The sequence below is a fragment of the Halorubrum sp. CBA1229 genome (assembly GCF_003721435.2).
Lineage (GTDB): Archaea > Halobacteriota > Halobacteria > Halobacteriales > Haloferacaceae > Halorubrum.
The window spans coordinates 2,432,657-2,448,027 of the sequence record NZ_CP054585.1 but is presented as its reverse complement, the minus strand read 5'-3'; the positions used below and the strand labels follow the sequence as shown (position 1 = coordinate 2,448,027).

Below are 15,371 nucleotides of genomic sequence, written 5' to 3'. Positions count from 1 at the left end.
CGGTCCCGGAGGAGGCTACGAGCCGCTGTCCGTGGAGTTCGCCGCCAACTCTCGGGCCGTGTCCACCCACTCGTGCTCCGGGAACGGGGCCGGCTCCACGCTGTACGCGTAGCGATACGGTCCCCCCTCTGCGTCCCGCGTGAGATCGTACCCGTAGACGAGGCCGTCCTCGACGCCGAGTCGGAGCGTTCCGGTCGCTGGCGGCGCTCGGGAGTCCGGACGTGTCCCGGTCGCCTGATACGTGATGACCGGGACGCCGTGATGAGTCGTCGTGTTGACCGCCTCCCACGTGTACGAGTCGAGTAGCGTCGTATGCCGACCGATGTTCGTGGGAGCGATCTGTCCGTACCGTGGGTCATACCGATAGTACGCGTCGGTCGTGTCGTCGTAGACGAACTGGGGATCCGAATCGAACTGCTCGCGTTGGTGCTCGGGGACGCTCTCCGCGGGCTGGAGGAACGCGTACTCCGTCCCGTTGCGATACACCGTGGCGTCGTGCCAGCGGTCGGCGATGATTTCCCCCGTCGAGGAGTTGATGTAGTACTCCCCCTCCACGAGTCGGCGCTCGGGGGGTGCCGTATAGCGAATCGCGTACGAATCCCAGTGGTTCCGTGGCGTGTGCGTGAGGTTGGCGTCGCCGGTACCGAGATCCGAGAAGTTGATCTGATCCGCGTCCGCTCCGGGCGGGTACGTCTGATCGGCCCCAAGGGGTCCGGCTGGTGCGGACCACGCCGTGGCGACGGCGAAGGAAGCGACGACTACGGCGGCGACGATCAGCAGGCCAACGGCGAGGTCGCGGCGGTCCATGTCGGGTTACACTCTCGCTGTCGTGTTATACGTACGTGACACTCAAACCGGCCTTTGTGTTACGGGGAGACATTTCGTGTTCGACGGTGACAGACGCGTTCCCGTCATCTCGCGGGAGGGCGTTGGGGTGCCGTGAGCGATTCGACGGAAAGTAACGTGGGACGCCGGCTCAGCCGTCCAACGCGGCGATGTCGTCGACGATCTCGACCGCGTGGTCCTCAGGGGAGACGCCCTCGTACGCGAGGACGACGGTGCCGTCGTCGTCGATCACGTACGTGTTCCGGAACACGCCGTCGAAGGTGTTGCCGAACAGCTGCTTCTCGCCGTAGGAGTCGTACGCGCTCGCGACCTCGCCGTCGGGGTCGGAGAGCAGCGTGAACGGGAGGTCGTACTTCTCGGCGAACGGCGCGAGGTCCTCGGCCGGGTCGTCGCTGACCCCGACGACGGCGACGTCGGCCTCCTCGAAGGCGTCCCACTCGTCGCGGAAGCCACACGCCTCGGCGGTACAGCCCGGCGTGTCGGCTCGGGGGTAGAAGTAGACCACCGTGTACCGCGCGTCGGCGGGGTCGACGGTGACCGTGTCGCCGTGCTGGTCGGAGAGCGCGATCGGGGGTGCGGCATCGCCCGGTTCGAGCATAGTTCCCGTCGATTCGGCGGCGCCTTAGTGGGTTCGGTCCGGTCGGTTCGCCGCGGCCCGCCACCCGCCCCGGACCCGCGCCGTCGCCGGCCCTCCGCAACCTCTTTGCGGTCGCTGGCCGAACCGACGGGCATGAGCCACGGATCCCTGGACGACGACGCGGTCGAGAGCTACCGGGAGGCCGGCGCGGTGTTGGTCGAGGCGACGAACGAGGCCCGCGAGATGGTCGAGCCGGGGCGGACCCACCTGGAGGTCGCGGAGTGGACGGAGGACTTCATCCGCGAGCAGGGGGCCGGGCTCGCGTTCCCCGTCAACATCAGCGTCGACCCGGAGGCGTCGCACGCGACCCCGGGCCGCGACGACGACACTGAGTTCGGCGAGGAGATGGTGTGTCTCGACGTCGGGGTCCACGTCGACGGCTACATCGCCGACGCGGCCGTGACGATCGACCACACGGGCACTCCGGAGCTCGTCGAGGCCGCCGAGATGGCGCTTGAGGCCGCGGTCGACGAGGCCGGCCCGGGCGTCGAGGTCGGCGTCGTCGGGGAAGCGATCGAGGACGTGATCCGCGGGTACGGCTACACGCCCGTCCTGAACCTCTCCGGCCACGGCGTCGAGCGCTACGACGCCCACACCGGCCCGACGGTCCCGAACCGGGGCGTCGAGCGGTCCGTCGAGCTGGAGCCGGGGCAGGCGGTCGCCATCGAGCCGTTCGCCACCGACGGCCGCGGGAAGGTCGGCGAGGGGACCGACGAGGAGATCTTCGAGCGCCAGGGCTCCGGGAGCGTGCGCGATCGCCGAGCCCGGCAGGCCCTCGAGGAGATCGAGGCGTTCGACGACCTCCCGTTCGCGGCGCGGTGGCTCGACGGCGACCGCGTCGGGATGGCGCTGCGCCGGCTGAAGCAGGCGAACGCGGTGAAGGGGTACCCCGTGCTGAAGGAGGCCGACGACGCCCTCGTGAGCCAGGCGGAGCACACCCTCCTGATCACCGAGGACGGCGTCGAGGTGACGACCGCGGGGATCCACGCGTTCGACGACTGATGGACCGGATCTACGCCCCGTGGCGGATCGAGTGGGTCGAGCGCGAGTCGGACCCGATCGACGGCTGCCCGTTCTGCGTCCTGCCCGAGCGCGAGGACGACCGCGAGTCCCGGATCGTCGCCCGCAGCGAGCGCAACTACGTCCTGTTGAACAACGCGCCGTACAACCCGGGCCACGCGATGGTGATTCCGTACGAGCACCGCGAGGACCCGACCGGCCTCGACGACGCGACCCTCCTCGACCACGCGAAGCTGAAGGCGGCGACGCTGGCGGCGATGCGCCGCGACGTCGACCCCGACGGGGTGAACACGGGCCAGAACCTCGGCGGGACCGCCGCCGGCGGCTCGGTCGACCACCTCCACACCCACGTCGTCCCGCGGTGGGACGGCGACACGAACTTCATGCCCGTGACGGGCGAGACGAAGGTGATCGTGGAGGCGGTCGACCGCACCTACGAGCACCTCCACGCCGGCTTCGCCGCCGGCGACGACGTGGTCGATCCGGGCGACGCCGAGGCCGGCGAGGCGGTCGAGCTCGACTTCGACATCTGAACGATAGGCCGCTGAAGTCCCGGTTCCAGAGCCATTTTCGCTCAAAACGGCTTGCCGCTGAGAGATACCCCTGATCGATACCGGGAGTGGGTATCGCAGATTGGCGGTTGCGATTCGGTATTTAAATAGCCCTGAGCGACGGCGACGATCGCTTATAAATGACAGGCGGTGGCGCGCCCCGGTGAGCGGCCCGGAGAGCCGCGAACCGCGAGGGACCGAAGGTCCCTCTGGCAGCCGGCGGCGGAGCCGCCGGCGACGCCGGTGCGAGGGCGTCGCTGGCGGCTATCGCCGCCAGCGACGAGGCTGGGGAGGTGCGAGGTGCGGTGCTGTGCGGTGCGGGGAGGACTCAAAGGGGCAGTCGCTGCGGACGGCGCAGGCGACGTAAGCACCGCAACGAGGGAGCGAAGCGACCGAGTGAGGCGCGCAGCGAGCGTGCGCCGTCCGCAGCGACTGGGGCTTTGGAGGTCTTCACCGCAACGCTGCCGTTCGCTTATAAATAGCCGCCAGCAACATCATCCGAGCGCTTATAAACAACTGCTCCACCGTCTTGCTATACCCACTCCCGATGTGTATCAGTACACCAGCTCGCCCGAGATGAACTTCCGGGTGCGCTCGTCGGACGGGTCGTCGAAGATCCGCTCCGTCGGGCCGACCTCGGTGATGCCGTCGTCGAGCAGCACCGCGACCCGGTCGGCGACGCGCTCCGCCTGGTGCATGTCGTGCGTCGCCACGACGACGCCGATCCCGCGCTCGCGGGCCTTCGCCATCGCGTCCTCGATGACGGCGGTGTTCCGGGGGTCGAGGTCCGAGGTGGGCTCATCCAAGAGGAGGACGTCGGGGTCGTACGCCAGCGCCCGGGCGAACGACACGCGCTGCGCCTCGCCCCCAGAGAGCGAATCCGCCCGCTGGGTCGCCTTCTCGGAGAGCCCCACCACGTCGAGCGCGTCGACGACGGCGTCGACGGGCTCGTGCAGCCCGAGGAGCGAGCGGAGTTGGGCCTGGACCCGGTCCGCCCACGGCCGGCGGATCTGCAGCCCGTACTCGACGTTGCGCGCGACGGGCGCGTCGAAGAGGCTCGCCTCCTGGAACACCATCCCGACCCGCCGTCGCAGAGCGAGCCGATCGGGTTCCGCGGCGGTCCACACGTCGGTGCCGTCGAGCGCGACGGCGCCCTCGTCGGGTTCGAGCGAGAGCGCGAGCGTCCGGAGCAGCGTCGTCTTGCCGACGCCCGAGGGACCGATCACCGCGACGACCTCGCCCTCGTCGACGGCGAGCGAGAGGTCGCGGAACACCGACTCGTTCCCGTACGAGTGAGAGACGTTACGGAGCCGGAGCATCAGCGGCGCACCCCCTGGTCGCCGAGCCGAATCACGACGGCGTTGACCGTGAGGACGAGCGTGACGAGGACGGCGCCGAGGATCATCGCGGTGCCGTACTGTCCCTGTCTGGCCTCCAGTTGGATCGCGGTCGTCAGCGTCCGCGTCTTCGAGATCCCGTCCGCGCCCGTGATGTTGCCGCCGACGATGAGCACTGAGCCGACCTCACTGATGGCGCGGCCGAATCCGGCGAGGATCGCGGTCGCGATGCCGTACCGCGCCTCCTTGAGGACGACGAGCGCCACGTCGACGCGCGTGCCGCCGAGCACGCGGGCGGCGTCCCGGACGCCCTCGTCCACGCCGGAGACGGCCGCGAGGCTGATCGCGGTGATCGGCGGCGTCGCGAGCACGAACTGCGACATGATCATCGCCTCCTTCGTGAAGACGAGCTCGAGGGCACCGAGCGGTCCCTGGTTGGAGACGGCGAACAGCACGAGGAGCCCGACGACGACGCTGGGAAAGCCCATCCCGGTGTTGATGACCGCCTTCGCGAACCCCTTGCCCGGGAATTCGGTGAACCCCATCGCGACGGCGACCGGAATAGAGAACAGCGTGCTCAGCGCCACCGCCGTGAGGCTCACGTACAGGGAGACGTAGATGATGCTCCAGACGTACCCGTCCCTGAACGGGAGGTCGAGGAGGGCCGGAAGGTCAGCGGTAACCGGACTCCCGAGAACGGTCGGCAGCAGCGGTGCGACTGATTCGAGCGGCACGCTCACCCGTCGGTGGAGTTCCCACTCCAACCTTCCGGAACGTACTGCTGGAAGTCGGGGTTCTCGGAGACCGCCTCGGGGAAGAACAGCTGCTCGCCGTTCATCTGGTAGTCGGCGATCGCGTTCTGGGCCCCGGGGCTGGTGATCCAGCCAATGTACGCCATCGCGAGGTCGTAGTTGGCGTTGTCGTGCACGCCGGGGTTGACGGCCATGATTCCGTAGGGATTCGCGAGGATCTCCGGGCCGTCCTCGATGGGGCCCTGCACGAGGATCGTCAGGTCGATCTCCGAGCGCTGCGAGATGAACGTGCCCCGGTCCGCGAGCGTGTACGCGCCCTGCTGGTTGGCGATGTTCAGCGCCTCGCCCATCCCGGTGCCGGTCTCCTGGTACCAGTCGCCGCCGGGCTCGGTCCCCGCGGCCTCCCAGAGGTTCAGCTCCTTGGTGTGGGTCCCGGAGTTGTCCCCGCGGGAGACGAACTGCGCCTGCGCCTCGGCGATGGCGGTGAGCGCCTCGGTAGCCGAGGACGTCCCCTGTATCCCGGCCGGGTCGCTCTCGGGTCCGACGATCACGAAGTCGTTGAACATCAGGTCCCGGCGGTTGATCCCGTACCCGTTCCGCATGAATTCGTCCTCGAGCCCGCGGGCGTGGACCATCACCACGTCGGAGTCGCCGTTCCGGGCCGACTCGAGGGCCGCGCCCGTCCCCTGCGCGACCGCGTCGACGGTGACCCCGTACATCTCCTCGAAGTCGCCGTGGATCGCGTCGAGCAGCCCCGTGTCGTAGGTGCTCGTCGTGGTCGTGAGCGTCAGCGTCTCGCCGGCCACGCCGGCGCCGCCGTCCGACTCCGCCTGACTCCCGCCGGCGCAGCCGGCGGTACTCGCGACAGCCCCTGCACCGAGCGCGGCGACGAACCGTCTTCGATGTATCGGCATAGATACACCGATGGACCGATACCCGATATAGCTTCTGGCTCGCGAGCAACCGCAATAGGTTACCCGCTCAGGCGCGGGAGGGCCGGGGCGAGCGATCGAGGCCGAGACGGTGGCCGATCGCGTCCCGTGTGCGGCCGGGATCGAGCGGGTGAACGACCGAAAACGGTTACGTCGACGTCGCGGACGGCGGTTCCGGGCGGGAGGGAAAGCGCCAACACCCCGCGGCCCGACGCCTCCCGTATGGACGAGGGCGGCGACGAGAGCGTCGGAGGACGGGAGAGCGCCGGGGCGGACGCCGCCGGCGCGGGGCGCGGCCGCGCGGCGCTCCTCGAGGGGGACGTCGAGTTCGACGGGCGCGACGCCGCGCTCCTCCGGGCGGTCCACGACGCGGGCTCGGTCGCGGGCGCGGCCGCCGAGCTGGGTCGCTCCCGGGCCCGCGCCCTCTCGCGGATAGAGACCTTGGAGGACGCGTTCGGTCGGCTCGTCGAGCGACGGCGCGGCGGTTCGGGCGGCGGCGGCAGCCGGCTCGCCGACGCCGGGCACGCGCTCCTCGACCGCTACGACCGGCTGCAGGCCGTGTTGACCGCGACCGCGAGCGTGCCCGAGACGGTGCTCGACGGGACGGTCGCGCGCGTCGACGGCGAGCTGGCCGACGTCGACACGGCGGTCGGGACGGTCAGAGGGCTCCACGGCGGGCCGAGCGGCGCGGACGACCCCCGCGACGAGGTGGCGGTCGGCGACGCCGTGCAGGTGCGGATCGGCGCCGACGCGGTGACGATTTATAAGGGAGACGTCGGGGTCGACCCCGACGCGACGAGCGCCCGGAACCGCCTGCGCGGCGCGGTGGTCGGGATCGACGCGGGCGAGACCGTCTCGACGGTGCGCGTCGCGGTCGAGGACGTCACTTTCCGGGTGTTGATCACGGCCGAGAGCGCGGACCGGTTGGCCCTGAACGCCGGCGACGAGGTGGCGATCCGCTGGAAGGCGACCGCGACGCGGCTGGTTGGGCACACGGCGGGAGCCGCCCGCGAGTAGCGGACGCCCCCGTCGTGCCGCTGACGGGGCGACCGCCTCGACCCCGACGCTCTTTGCGTTCGACGCCGAAACCCGGACGTGACCACGCACGACGTCGACGCGGTCCTCGTCGCGGGCGCGACGGGCGGAACCGGCCGCGAGGTGCTGCGGCGAGCCGGATCGCGAGTGGAGACCGTTCGCGCGCTCACTCGGTCGCCGGGGGCCACCGCCGACCTCCGCGCGGCGGGCGCGGACGAGGTCGCGGTAGACGACCTCCTCGACCCGTCGAACCTGGTCGCGGCCGTCGAGGGGATCGACGCCGTCATAAGCGCCGTCGGGACCGCTCCGTCGGCGGTGCGAGACGGGCCGCCGTTCGTCGACGGCGCCGGCAACCGGGCGCTGCTGGACGCGGCGGTCGACGCCGGCGTCGACGCGTTCGTGATGGAGTCGGCGATCGGCGTCGGTCCCGAGCCGGCGAGCCCGCTCGCGTCGGCCTTCGACGCGTTCATCGGCCCGCTCCAGGAGGTCAAGGGGGAGGCGGAGGCGGCGATCCGCGACGCGCCGATCCGCCACACGGTCCTCCGTCCGGGGGTCCTGACGAACGGCCGCCGGACGGGGCTCGTCTCGACGGCCGAACCGGGCGAGAAGCTGTGGGGCACCGTCTCGCGGGCCGACGTGGCGTGGCTCATGACCGCGGCGCCGACGACCGAGGGCGCCGCGAACCGGACGTTCGAAGTCGTCTCAACGCCGCGGTTCCCCGACCGCGGCGTCGACGTGAACTGGACGCTGCCGCGGTGAGCGCGCTCCCCGGGGACGCGCTCGGCGCACCACGGCGGTAACGATTATTACCCAGTATCCGTGTTATCGTAACGCATGACACACGACGTGCCCGGCGACGAGACCGAGGGGCGCCGGTGGTGTGAGAACTGCCGGATCGCGGTCGAGCCGGTCGCGGGCGATTTCGGTCCGGAGTGCCCGAACTGCGGCAGGGTGTTCTGAGGGTCGACGGAGCTTCGACTCACTTCCCCCAGAAGGGGTCGCGCTTCCGCTTGGTGTCGAGATACGCCGAGAGCGCCTCGCGCTCGTCGGCCGTGATCTCCTCTTTTAACTCCTGTTCGAGGATCTTCGCGTGCTTCTCGGGGACCTCGGTCCAGAGGGTGTCGCCCTCCTCGATGCCGCGGCCGACCGTGGGCCCGTCGATGGCGATGCTCACGCGCTCGCCGGCGCGCGCCTCGTCGACGTCGTCGCCCTGCTTCTGAATCCCGGAGAGCTGGCCGACGCGCTCGAACTCGTTGCCCTCGAACATCCCGACGTTGCGGTTGTTCTGGACCGTGCCGGAGATGACCTCGACGCCGACGACGGCGGGGTCGTTCTGTCGGAACGTGTGGTCCGGGAGGATGCGGAAGCGCGCGGGGCGGACGACCTTGTCCAGCACCGTCTCCTGCTGGGCGCGCTGCTTCTCCTCGACGTACGTCTCGTAGTCCTCGATCAGCTGGTAGATGACGTCGTTGGTGAACAGCTTCACGTCGGCGCTCTCCAGCTCCGACTCCGCGTTCGCCAGCAGGTCGACGTTGAAGCCGAGGATGGCCTTGTGCTCGTCCTGGTTCGCGGTCTCGGCCACGGCGATGTCGCGCGGCGCGATGTCGCCGACCTCGGCGCGCAGGATGGGCACCTCCGCCTCGCGGAGCGCGTTCGCCATCGCCTCCAGCGACCCGAGCGTGTCCGCCTTGACGACGACGCCGTTCTCGGCGGTCTCGACCTCGATCTCCGCGAGCTCGGCTTTCACGTCCTCGACGACCTCCGCCTCCGAGCGGTCGCGGACGACTCGGACCGGCGCGCCGGCCATCGCCCGGTCGAGGTCCGGCGCGGCGATCTTCACCCCGGCAGCGGCGCCGACCTCCGCCACCTTCTCGAACTGCTTCTCGGTGCGGATCTCCTCGAGCGGGCGCGGCTGCAACAGCGCCCGGATCTCGGTGACGATCGGCTCGTCCTGCCCGCCGACGACGACCTGATCGCCGTTGCGCACCACGCCGTCGTACACCACCGTGTCGATGGTGGCGCCGAAGCCCCGCTCGTCTTTCACCTCGAGGACCGTCCCCTCGCCGGGGCCCTGCACGTCGATCTCCATCTCCTCTTTCATGAACCGCTGGGAGAGCCCCATCAGGACGGTGAGGAGGTCGGGGACGCCCTCGCCCGTGAGCGCCGACAGCGGGACGACGCCGATGTTCTTCTGGAAGTCCTGCACGCGCCAGTAGAGGTCGGCCGAGAAGCCGGCGTCCGACAGCTGCCCGATGATCTCGTAGAGGTTCTCGTTGAGCATCGACTCGGCGCGCTCCGACTGCGCCTCCAGGCTCTTCTGGATCGGCTGGCCCTCCTGCGGGTTCCACCCCGGCGTCGTGTCGACCTTGTTGGCGGCGACGACGAAGGGGGTGCCGGTGCGTCGGAGGATGTCGATCGCCTCCTCGGTCTGGGGCTGGAACCCGTCGTTGACGTCGACGACGAGCACCGCGATGTCGGCGAGCGCGCCGCCGCGGGCGCGCAGCGTCGAGAAGGAGTGGTGGCCCGGCGTGTCGATGAACAGGAGGCCGGGTAAATCGAAGTCGGTCGGGTCGATGAGCTCGCCCGCCATCCCGGAGATGGTGTCGAGCGGGATGTCCGTCGCCCCGATGTGTTGGGTGATCGCGCCGGCCTCGCCCTCGCTGACGGCGGAGCCGCGGATCTTGTCGAGCAGGCTCGTCTTGCCGTGGTCGACGTGACCCAGCACGGCGACGATCGGCGTCCGAAGGGTGTCCGCGTTTGTGTGGTCGGTCATAGGTGATCGCCCCGAGAAAGTCGGTTGTCGTGTCTTCCGCCCGGACGTCAGTTAAGCCTTTCAAAATGCGTTCGGCCGCGAGGGCCCGGATCAGCGGTCGTCGCCCGTCCGTCGTCGGGCTCGGCCGGGTCGGCGTCGGTCGCCCGTCGGACGCCCCCGTGGCGTTTAAGACCGTTGCCCCGGACGATGCGCACATGGTAGACATCCTCGCGGAGAACCTCTCCGGGAAGGCGGTGATGAGCTCGGACGGCACTGAGCTCGGCGACCTGTACAACATCACGATGGACCTGAAGTCGGGCGAGCTGAACGACCTGCTCGTGAGCCCGCACGAGCACCTCAGCCCCGAGCGATCCGGCTTCGACGTCGACGAGATGGGCCGGCTCAAGGTGCCGGTCGGGAACGTGCAGGCGGTGAAAGACTACATCGTCGTCGCCCGCTGATGGAAGTCCTCGACACCTCGGCGTTCATCCACGAGTACACCACCGACGACGACGTCGTCTCGGTGCCCGAAGTGCACGAGGAGCTCACCGGCGAGGGGGCGCTCCGCTTCGACGCGATGGAGGGATCCGGGATGACGATCCACGTCCCGGCCCCGGAGGTCATCGACAACGTCCGGCGCGCGGCCCGCGGGTCCGGCGACGACGCGGAGCTGTCCGACACCGACACGCGGCTGATCGCGACCGCGCTCGAGCTGAGCGCGACGCTGGTCACCGACGACTACGCGATGCAGAACGTCGCCGAGCGGCTCGAGCTGGACGTCGAGCCCATCGCGCGGGACGGGATCTCGGAGGAGCGCGAGTGGCGCTTCCAGTGCGTCGGCTGCAACCGCACGTTCGACGAGAACAAGGAGCGGTGCCCGATCTGCGGCAGCGACCTGACGCGGAAGAACCCGGCGTGAGCGGCCCGGAGTGAGCGGGCCGTGCCAGTGCCCCTCACGCGACCGACCGATTGAACAGGCGCCCCGCTGACTCACGGCCATGGACGCCTTCGAGAACGTCTCGCCGGACGCGCTCCGGGCCGGGCGGGCGGACGCGATAGACGACGCGGTCGCGACGGCGCTCGCCGCGCACCCCCTCGACGGGATCGAGACCGAGTACCCGCACTACCAGGGGACGGTGGAGGGGGCCGACGCGCCGTCGCGGCCGTCGGAGAAGCATCCGGTCTTCTACGGCTGTTTCGACTGGCACTCGGCGGTTCACAGCCACTGGGCGCTCGTGCGCGCGCTGCGGCTCGTCCCGGACCACCCGGACGAGGCCGCAATCGCGGAGCGCGTCGACGAGCGGCTGACCCCGGAGAACGTCGCGAGCGAAGTAGAGTACCTCGACGAAAACCCCGGCTTCGAGGAGCCGTACGGCTGGTCGTGGCTGCTGCGGCTCGCCGCAGAGCTTCGCCTGTGGGACGACCCGCGCGCCGACGCGTGGAGCGAGGCGCTCCGTCCCCTCGAGGAGCGGGTCCGACGGGGGACCCGCGAGTCGGTCCTCGACGTCGACCGCCCCCACCGGGTCGGCACCCACGGCAACACCGCCTTCGCGCTCGCGGGGGTCCTCGACTACGCGCGGGTCGTCGACGACGACGACCTCGAAGCGGAGACCGTGACGACGGCCCGCCGGCTCTACGCGGACGACACCGCTGCCGTCGTCGGCGCGGAGCCACTCGGCTGGGACTTCCTCTCGCCCGCGCTGGCCGAGGCGGACCTCATGCGCCGCGTCCTCGACCCCGGCGCGTTCGCGGCGTGGCTCGACGGGTTCCTCCCCGACCTCGCCGCGCCGCCGCACGACGCGCTGCTGGAGCCCGTCGACGTCGAGCCGGACGACGCCGACGGCGCCGCGATGCACCTGATCGGGCTCAACGTCTCCCGCGCGTGGTGTCTCGCGGGGCTGGCCGACGCGCTGGCGGAGCGGGACGGGGCGGCGGCGGCCCGGCTCCGCGAGCCGCTCGACGCCGCGGCGCGCCGCCACGCCGAGGCGGGGGCCGCGGACGTGCTCACCGACGACTACGCGGGCTCGCACTGGCTCTCCTCGTTCGCGCTGTATCTGCTGACGCGGGCCGAGGGCGGAATCGCGCCGGGCGGCGGTTAGTTCGCGCTCTTCGACTCCCGCGGTTCGTCGTCGACCGGCCCGACCGCGTCGCCGTCGCCGATCCCGAGCGCGTCGTCAGAGATATCGCTGCCGTCGAGCCGCGGGACGCGCTCGCGGAGTCGCCCGGCGACGGCCCGGGCCTCGGCGATCTCCACCTCGGCCACCGCCCGGACGAGCGCGGCGGCCCGCTCAGCGCGGGCGCGCTGCCACGACTCCTCGCGGGACTGGTAGGTGCGGATGGCGCGGAGGAACTCCCGCTGCGAGAACTCCGGCCAGTAGGGCGCACAGAAGTAGACGGCGGCCTCGTTACCGTTCGCGTGCCACGGGAGGAAGTTCGAGGTGCGCTCGTCGCCGCCGGTCCGGACGATGAGATCGACGTCGCGGACCGGCCGGTCGTACAGCCGGTCCTCGACGGTCTCGACGTCGACGTCGGCGGGGTCGAGGTCGCCGGCGTCGACGTCGGCGGCGATGGTCCGGGCGGCGTCGAGCAGCTCGGTCCGGCCGCCGTACGCCAAGGCGACGTTCAGCGTGAACCGGTCGTTCTCCGCGGTGCGGCGCTCGGCGTAGTCGACGGCGTCGCGGACGCGGGGCGGGAGCCGCTCGATGTCGCCGATCGCCCGGACGCGCACCCCCTGCTCGTGGACGCGGTCGGCGTCGGCGAACTCCCGGAGCTTGCGCTCCAGCAGGTCGAAGAGGGGCGCCAGCTCCTCGTCGGGACGCTCGAAGTTCTCGGTGGAGAAGGCGTACAGCGTCAGCTCCGCGACGCCGAGGTCCGCGCACCAGTCGAGCACGCGCTCCGTGGTGTCGGCGCCGGCACGGTGGCCGTCGGGGGCGTCGTCCCCGCGCTCGCGGGCGTACCGCCGGTTCCCGTCCTGAATGATCGCGACGTGGGCCGGCACGTCCTCGATCTCGCGGCGGAGGTGGCGGCGGTAGGCGCGCTCGCCGAGGTCGCGGAGGCGGTGCAACATACATCGGGACCGACACGACGGAGGGATATGTACTTTTACCCTCCGCTCCCGCAGATCGCGACCGATGGACGCCGCCTACGTCTTCGCCGTCGCGTTCCGACTCGATCCGGACGGGGCGACGGTCGATCCCGAGCGGTTCGAGACGACGATGGAAGTCCCCGCGAGCGACCCGGGCACCGACGGCTGGCTGTTCTTCCGCGACCGGCTCTGGCGCGGCGAGATCGGCGACGAACCGTCGTTCCGGACCCTCGCGAGCGACCGCCTCGGCGTCGAGGTCGTCGATGTCGAGTTCCGGGAGCTCCGGACCGACCGCGAGTACCTCGACGCGTTGCGCGCGGCGATCGCCGAGGACCTCGGCCGGTTCAACGCCGATTCCGTCGACGAGGTCCTTCGCAAGTACCTCGGGTCGTCGGTCCACGTCCGAGAGGAGTGAGCCCGTTCGACGGGGCTCACGCGCGACGGGACCCCCTCACGAGCCGAGAATGTCTTATAAAGTTCACAACGCACTTATAAATTGAGGGCCTACTGCAGCGTCCATGGCCGTCGCCGACTACGACTTCCACCTGTTCGACCTCGACGGCACCCTCGTCGACGCGGAGTGGTCGTACACCCGCGCGGTGTTCGACCGCGTCGGCGACCGGCTCGGACGGCGCTTCTCCGACCGGGAGGCGCACGTCCTCTGGCACGGGCTGGGCGGTCCCCGCGGGGACACCCTCCGCGAGATCGGCGTCGACCCGGAGGCCTTCTGGCCGGCGTTCCACGCGGTCGAAGACCCCGTCGCCCGCGCGGAGGCGACGTACCTCCACGACGACGCCGCCCGACTGCTCGACCGCGTCGACGAGGCCGGCGGACCGACCGGCCTCGTCACCCACTGCCAGCGGTTCCTCGCCGAGCCCGTCCTCGACCGCGTGGCCCTCGACGGGCGGTTCGACGCGGTGATCTGCTGTACCGACGAGACGGGGTGGAAGCCGGACCCCGGGCCGATCGAGCTGGCGATGCGCGAGCTCGGCGTCGACCCGCGGGCGGACCGCGGCTACTACGCCGGCGACGGCGAGAGCGACGTGGGCGCGGCGTGGAACGCCGGACTCGACGCGGTCCACGTCGAGCGGGTCGGCCACGAGGACCGCGGGCGGTGCGTGCTCGGCGACCGGCGCGTCGACCGGCTCGACGAGCTGGTCGACCCGACGTGAGCGACGCCACGGTCGAGCGCCGACTCAGACGCCGGTGTCCCGCCGAATGCGTTCCTTCCCGCACTTCGTGCACGACTCCACGACCTCGTCCGGGTCGATAACCACCGCTCGGCGCTCGTACTGGTGGCGACAGATCAGGCGTTCGAGGGACATCGTCTATCGACAGACCACCGCCGACTGATAAATAACTTCCGTGAATACACACTAGTGTGCATAATAAGAAAAAGAATTATCAGTATTCTTCTCAAGAGTGAGTATTCGTCTTGTATTTCTCGTAATACGTTTGAATCACCACTTCAGATCTTTCGCTGTGTCTGACCCCGCGACGGGCCGGCCGTCCGCGACCGAAACGGTCGTGAGTCGGCGCGCGCTAGCCGGCCCATGACGAAGTGGTTCCACAGCGGTCGCCGGCGCGACCTGTGCGCGCTGCTGTACGAGGCCGGCGAGCTGCGGGCGCAGTCGCTGAAAAACCGGCTGGAGTCGCACTACGACGAGCGCATCGACCCCGGCTCCTTCTACGCGACGCTCCGGTCGCTGGTCGAGTCGGGGTTCCTCGACCGCCGGACCGAGGGGATCGCCGACGTGTACGCGCTCACCGACGCCGGCGAGCGCGCCCTCCTCGACCACTACGCGTGGCTCTCCGAACGCGTCGGCGCCGCGGCATCGATTGAGGGGGCGGAGGCGACCGACGTCTCGGCCTCGACCGAGGGCTCGGACCTCAAGGATTAACAACACAGGCGGTGTGGTTTATTATATGACAGTCGTCAGCGTCTCCATGCCGGAGGAGTTACTGGAACGGATCGACGGCTTCGCGGACGAGCACGGCTACACCGGTCGCAGCGAGGTCGTCCGCGAGGCCTCGCGGAACCTCCTCGGCGAGTTCGAGGACGCGAAACTGGAGGACAGAGCGCTGATGGCGGTGGTGACGGTGTTGTTCGATTACGAAACCACGAGCGTCGAGGAGCGGATGATGCGGCTCCGACACGAGCACGAGGGGCTCGTCGCCTCCAACTTCCACAACCACGTCGGCTCCCGCTACTGCATGGAGCTGTTCGTGCTGGAGGGGCGGCTGGCGGACATCTCGGCGTTCGTCGGGAAGGTCCGGGCGACGAAGGACACGCTCACCGTCGACTACAGCGTGATCCCCGTCGACGAGTTCGGCGCCGACACGGTCGCGAAGGCGACGCCCGACAGCGACGGGCGCGCACACGGGGAGGGGTCGGGACGCGGTCACGGCGACGAGTAGCCGGAG

At 70.2% G+C, this 15,371-nt stretch carries 20 protein-coding genes; 12 read left to right on the top strand and 8 right to left on the bottom strand.

Translation table 11 applies throughout. The annotated features are described in order from the left end of the window. Nucleotides 1–15: 15 nt before the first annotated feature. Nucleotides 16–807 (bottom strand): hypothetical protein, encoded by a 792-nt coding sequence (locus Hrr1229_RS12170; RefSeq protein WP_123112644.1) that lies wholly within the window; start codon nucleotides 805–807, stop codon nucleotides 16–18. Between the two features lie 169 nt (nucleotides 808–976). Then, nucleotides 977–1,444 carry a thioredoxin-dependent thiol peroxidase gene (bcp, locus tag Hrr1229_RS12165; protein WP_123112645.1) on the bottom strand — a complete coding sequence of 156 codons (468 nt, stop codon included), beginning with the start codon at nucleotides 1,442–1,444 and terminating at the stop codon, nucleotides 977–979. Between the two features lie 132 nt (nucleotides 1,445–1,576). Between bcp and map the strand changes: the two genes are divergently transcribed. Both map and Hrr1229_RS12155 read left to right on the top strand, forming a co-directional pair. After that, entirely contained in the window at nucleotides 1,577–2,485 is a 909-nt protein-coding gene (gene map, locus Hrr1229_RS12160; protein WP_123112646.1) for a type II methionyl aminopeptidase, read from the top strand. Then, a complete protein-coding gene (locus tag Hrr1229_RS12155) occupies nucleotides 2,485–3,036 on the top strand; it encodes an HIT domain-containing protein (protein WP_123112647.1) in 552 nt (183 codons plus the stop codon). Before map ends, Hrr1229_RS12155 begins: the two co-directional genes overlap by 1 nt. Nucleotides 3,037–3,608: 572 nt before the next feature. On the opposite strand, the gene Hrr1229_RS12150 is transcribed toward Hrr1229_RS12155, so the two are convergent. Genes Hrr1229_RS12150 through Hrr1229_RS12140 form a run of 3 tightly spaced genes read right to left on the bottom strand, consistent with a single transcriptional unit; the run spans nucleotide 3,609 to nucleotide 6,057 of the window. Continuing rightward, nucleotides 3,609–4,373 carry a phosphate ABC transporter ATP-binding protein gene (locus Hrr1229_RS12150; RefSeq protein ID WP_123112648.1) on the bottom strand — a complete coding sequence of 255 codons (765 nt, stop codon included), beginning with the start codon at nucleotides 4,371–4,373 and terminating at the stop codon, nucleotides 3,609–3,611. After that, nucleotides 4,373–5,098 (bottom strand): ABC transporter permease, encoded by a 726-nt coding sequence (locus Hrr1229_RS12145; protein WP_123114837.1) that lies wholly within the window; start codon nucleotides 5,096–5,098, stop codon nucleotides 4,373–4,375. The genes Hrr1229_RS12150 and Hrr1229_RS12145 overlap by 1 nt, the downstream gene beginning before the upstream one ends. A 29-nt stretch (nucleotides 5,099–5,127) precedes the next feature. Then, nucleotides 5,128–6,057 carry a substrate-binding domain-containing protein gene (locus Hrr1229_RS12140; RefSeq protein WP_123112649.1) on the bottom strand — a complete coding sequence of 310 codons (930 nt, stop codon included), beginning with the start codon at nucleotides 6,055–6,057 and terminating at the stop codon, nucleotides 5,128–5,130. A 240-nt stretch (nucleotides 6,058–6,297) separates the two neighbouring features. Here Hrr1229_RS12140 and Hrr1229_RS12135 point away from each other — a divergent pair, with 240 nt between their 5' ends. From Hrr1229_RS12135 to Hrr1229_RS18210, 3 genes are all read left to right on the top strand, one after another. Continuing rightward, entirely contained in the window at nucleotides 6,298–7,092 is a 795-nt protein-coding gene (locus Hrr1229_RS12135) for a TOBE domain-containing protein (RefSeq protein WP_123112650.1), read from the top strand. Nucleotides 7,093–7,170: 78 nt separating this feature from the next. Then, nucleotides 7,171–7,869: an NAD(P)H-binding protein gene (locus Hrr1229_RS12130; RefSeq protein WP_123112651.1), complete on the top strand. Its 699-nt coding sequence runs from the start codon at nucleotides 7,171–7,173 to the stop codon at nucleotides 7,867–7,869. A 75-nt stretch (nucleotides 7,870–7,944) separates the two neighbouring features. Continuing rightward, complete coding sequence (locus Hrr1229_RS18210) at nucleotides 7,945–8,070, top strand: hypothetical protein (RefSeq protein WP_255212496.1); 126 nt, start codon at nucleotides 7,945–7,947, stop codon at nucleotides 8,068–8,070. 19 nt (nucleotides 8,071–8,089) lie between these two features. Here the strand turns inward: Hrr1229_RS18210 and infB are convergent, their stop codons facing one another. Next, entirely contained in the window at nucleotides 8,090–9,883 is a 1,794-nt protein-coding gene (gene infB / locus Hrr1229_RS12125) for a translation initiation factor IF-2 (protein ID WP_123112652.1), read from the bottom strand. A 194-nt stretch (nucleotides 9,884–10,077) separates the two neighbouring features. Here infB and Hrr1229_RS12120 point away from each other — a divergent pair, with 194 nt between their 5' ends. The 3 genes from Hrr1229_RS12120 (at nucleotide 10,078) to Hrr1229_RS12110 (ending at nucleotide 11,961) form a co-directional block, all read left to right on the top strand. Further along, nucleotides 10,078–10,323: a PRC-barrel domain-containing protein gene (locus Hrr1229_RS12120; RefSeq protein WP_123112653.1), complete on the top strand. Its 246-nt coding sequence runs from the start codon at nucleotides 10,078–10,080 to the stop codon at nucleotides 10,321–10,323. Further along, nucleotides 10,323–10,781: an NOB1 family endonuclease gene (locus tag Hrr1229_RS12115; RefSeq protein ID WP_123112654.1), complete on the top strand. Its 459-nt coding sequence runs from the start codon at nucleotides 10,323–10,325 to the stop codon at nucleotides 10,779–10,781. Before Hrr1229_RS12120 ends, Hrr1229_RS12115 begins: the two co-directional genes overlap by 1 nt. A 79-nt stretch (nucleotides 10,782–10,860) precedes the next feature. Continuing rightward, nucleotides 10,861–11,961: a DUF2891 domain-containing protein gene (locus Hrr1229_RS12110; protein WP_123112655.1), complete on the top strand. Its 1,101-nt coding sequence runs from the start codon at nucleotides 10,861–10,863 to the stop codon at nucleotides 11,959–11,961. On the opposite strand, the gene uppS is transcribed toward Hrr1229_RS12110, so the two are convergent. Continuing rightward, on the bottom strand, nucleotides 11,958–12,929 hold the full coding sequence (uppS, locus tag Hrr1229_RS12105; RefSeq protein ID WP_123112656.1) for a polyprenyl diphosphate synthase: 972 nt from the start codon (nucleotides 12,927–12,929) through the stop codon (nucleotides 11,958–11,960). The two genes, Hrr1229_RS12110 and uppS, sit on opposite strands and share 4 nt — an antisense overlap. 64 nt (nucleotides 12,930–12,993) lie before the next feature. Here uppS and lwrS point away from each other — a divergent pair, with 64 nt between their 5' ends. After that, a complete protein-coding gene (gene lwrS / locus Hrr1229_RS12100) occupies nucleotides 12,994–13,362 on the top strand; it encodes an LWR-salt protein (RefSeq protein ID WP_123112657.1) in 369 nt (122 codons plus the stop codon). A 103-nt stretch (nucleotides 13,363–13,465) separates the two neighbouring features. After that, complete coding sequence (locus Hrr1229_RS12095; RefSeq protein ID WP_123112658.1) at nucleotides 13,466–14,119, top strand: HAD family hydrolase; 654 nt, start codon at nucleotides 13,466–13,468, stop codon at nucleotides 14,117–14,119. A gap of 24 nt (nucleotides 14,120–14,143) precedes the next feature. Here the strand turns inward: Hrr1229_RS12095 and Hrr1229_RS18205 are convergent, their stop codons facing one another. Beyond that, nucleotides 14,144–14,272, bottom strand: coding sequence for a hypothetical protein (locus Hrr1229_RS18205; RefSeq protein WP_255212495.1), 129 nt, complete (start codon nucleotides 14,270–14,272; stop codon nucleotides 14,144–14,146). A 228-nt stretch (nucleotides 14,273–14,500) separates the two neighbouring features. Here Hrr1229_RS18205 and Hrr1229_RS12090 point away from each other — a divergent pair, with 228 nt between their 5' ends. Together Hrr1229_RS12090 and Hrr1229_RS12085 are read left to right on the top strand one after the other, a co-directional pair. Next, nucleotides 14,501–14,848: a PadR family transcriptional regulator gene (locus Hrr1229_RS12090; RefSeq protein ID WP_123112659.1), complete on the top strand. Its 348-nt coding sequence runs from the start codon at nucleotides 14,501–14,503 to the stop codon at nucleotides 14,846–14,848. Between the two features lie 25 nt (nucleotides 14,849–14,873). Further along, on the top strand, nucleotides 14,874–15,365 hold the full coding sequence (locus tag Hrr1229_RS12085) for a CopG family ribbon-helix-helix protein (protein ID WP_123112660.1): 492 nt from the start codon (nucleotides 14,874–14,876) through the stop codon (nucleotides 15,363–15,365). Nucleotides 15,366–15,371 lie beyond the last annotated feature (6 nt).

Coding starts and splice junctions, on each gene's coding strand:
- Hrr1229_RS12170 (WP_123112644.1), bottom strand. CDS start 807: ATGGACCGCCGCGACCTCGCCGTTGGCCTGCTGATCGTCGCCGCCGTA.
- bcp (WP_123112645.1), bottom strand. CDS start 1,444: ATGCTCGAACCGGGCGATGCCGCACCCCCGATCGCGCTCTCCGACCAG.
- map (WP_123112646.1), top strand. CDS start 1,577: ATGAGCCACGGATCCCTGGACGACGACGCGGTCGAGAGCTACCGGGAG.
- Hrr1229_RS12155 (WP_123112647.1), top strand. CDS start 2,485: ATGGACCGGATCTACGCCCCGTGGCGGATCGAGTGGGTCGAGCGCGAG.
- Hrr1229_RS12150 (WP_123112648.1), bottom strand. CDS start 4,373: ATGCTCCGGCTCCGTAACGTCTCTCACTCGTACGGGAACGAGTCGGTG.
- Hrr1229_RS12140 (WP_123112649.1), bottom strand. CDS start 6,057: ATGCCGATACATCGAAGACGGTTCGTCGCCGCGCTCGGTGCAGGGGCT.
- Hrr1229_RS12135 (WP_123112650.1), top strand. CDS start 6,298: ATGGACGAGGGCGGCGACGAGAGCGTCGGAGGACGGGAGAGCGCCGGG.
- Hrr1229_RS18210 (WP_255212496.1), top strand. CDS start 7,945: ATGACACACGACGTGCCCGGCGACGAGACCGAGGGGCGCCGGTGGTGT.
- infB (WP_123112652.1), bottom strand. CDS start 9,883: ATGACCGACCACACAAACGCGGACACCCTTCGGACGCCGATCGTCGCC.
- Hrr1229_RS12120 (WP_123112653.1), top strand. CDS start 10,078: ATGGTAGACATCCTCGCGGAGAACCTCTCCGGGAAGGCGGTGATGAGC.
- Hrr1229_RS12115 (WP_123112654.1), top strand. CDS start 10,323: ATGGAAGTCCTCGACACCTCGGCGTTCATCCACGAGTACACCACCGAC.
- Hrr1229_RS12110 (WP_123112655.1), top strand. CDS start 10,861: ATGGACGCCTTCGAGAACGTCTCGCCGGACGCGCTCCGGGCCGGGCGG.
- uppS (WP_123112656.1), bottom strand. CDS start 12,929: ATGTTGCACCGCCTCCGCGACCTCGGCGAGCGCGCCTACCGCCGCCAC.
- lwrS (WP_123112657.1), top strand. CDS start 12,994: ATGGACGCCGCCTACGTCTTCGCCGTCGCGTTCCGACTCGATCCGGAC.
- Hrr1229_RS12095 (WP_123112658.1), top strand. CDS start 13,466: ATGGCCGTCGCCGACTACGACTTCCACCTGTTCGACCTCGACGGCACC.
- Hrr1229_RS18205 (WP_255212495.1), bottom strand. CDS start 14,272: ATGTCCCTCGAACGCCTGATCTGTCGCCACCAGTACGAGCGCCGAGCG.
- Hrr1229_RS12090 (WP_123112659.1), top strand. CDS start 14,501: ATGACGAAGTGGTTCCACAGCGGTCGCCGGCGCGACCTGTGCGCGCTG.
- Hrr1229_RS12085 (WP_123112660.1), top strand. CDS start 14,874: ATGACAGTCGTCAGCGTCTCCATGCCGGAGGAGTTACTGGAACGGATC.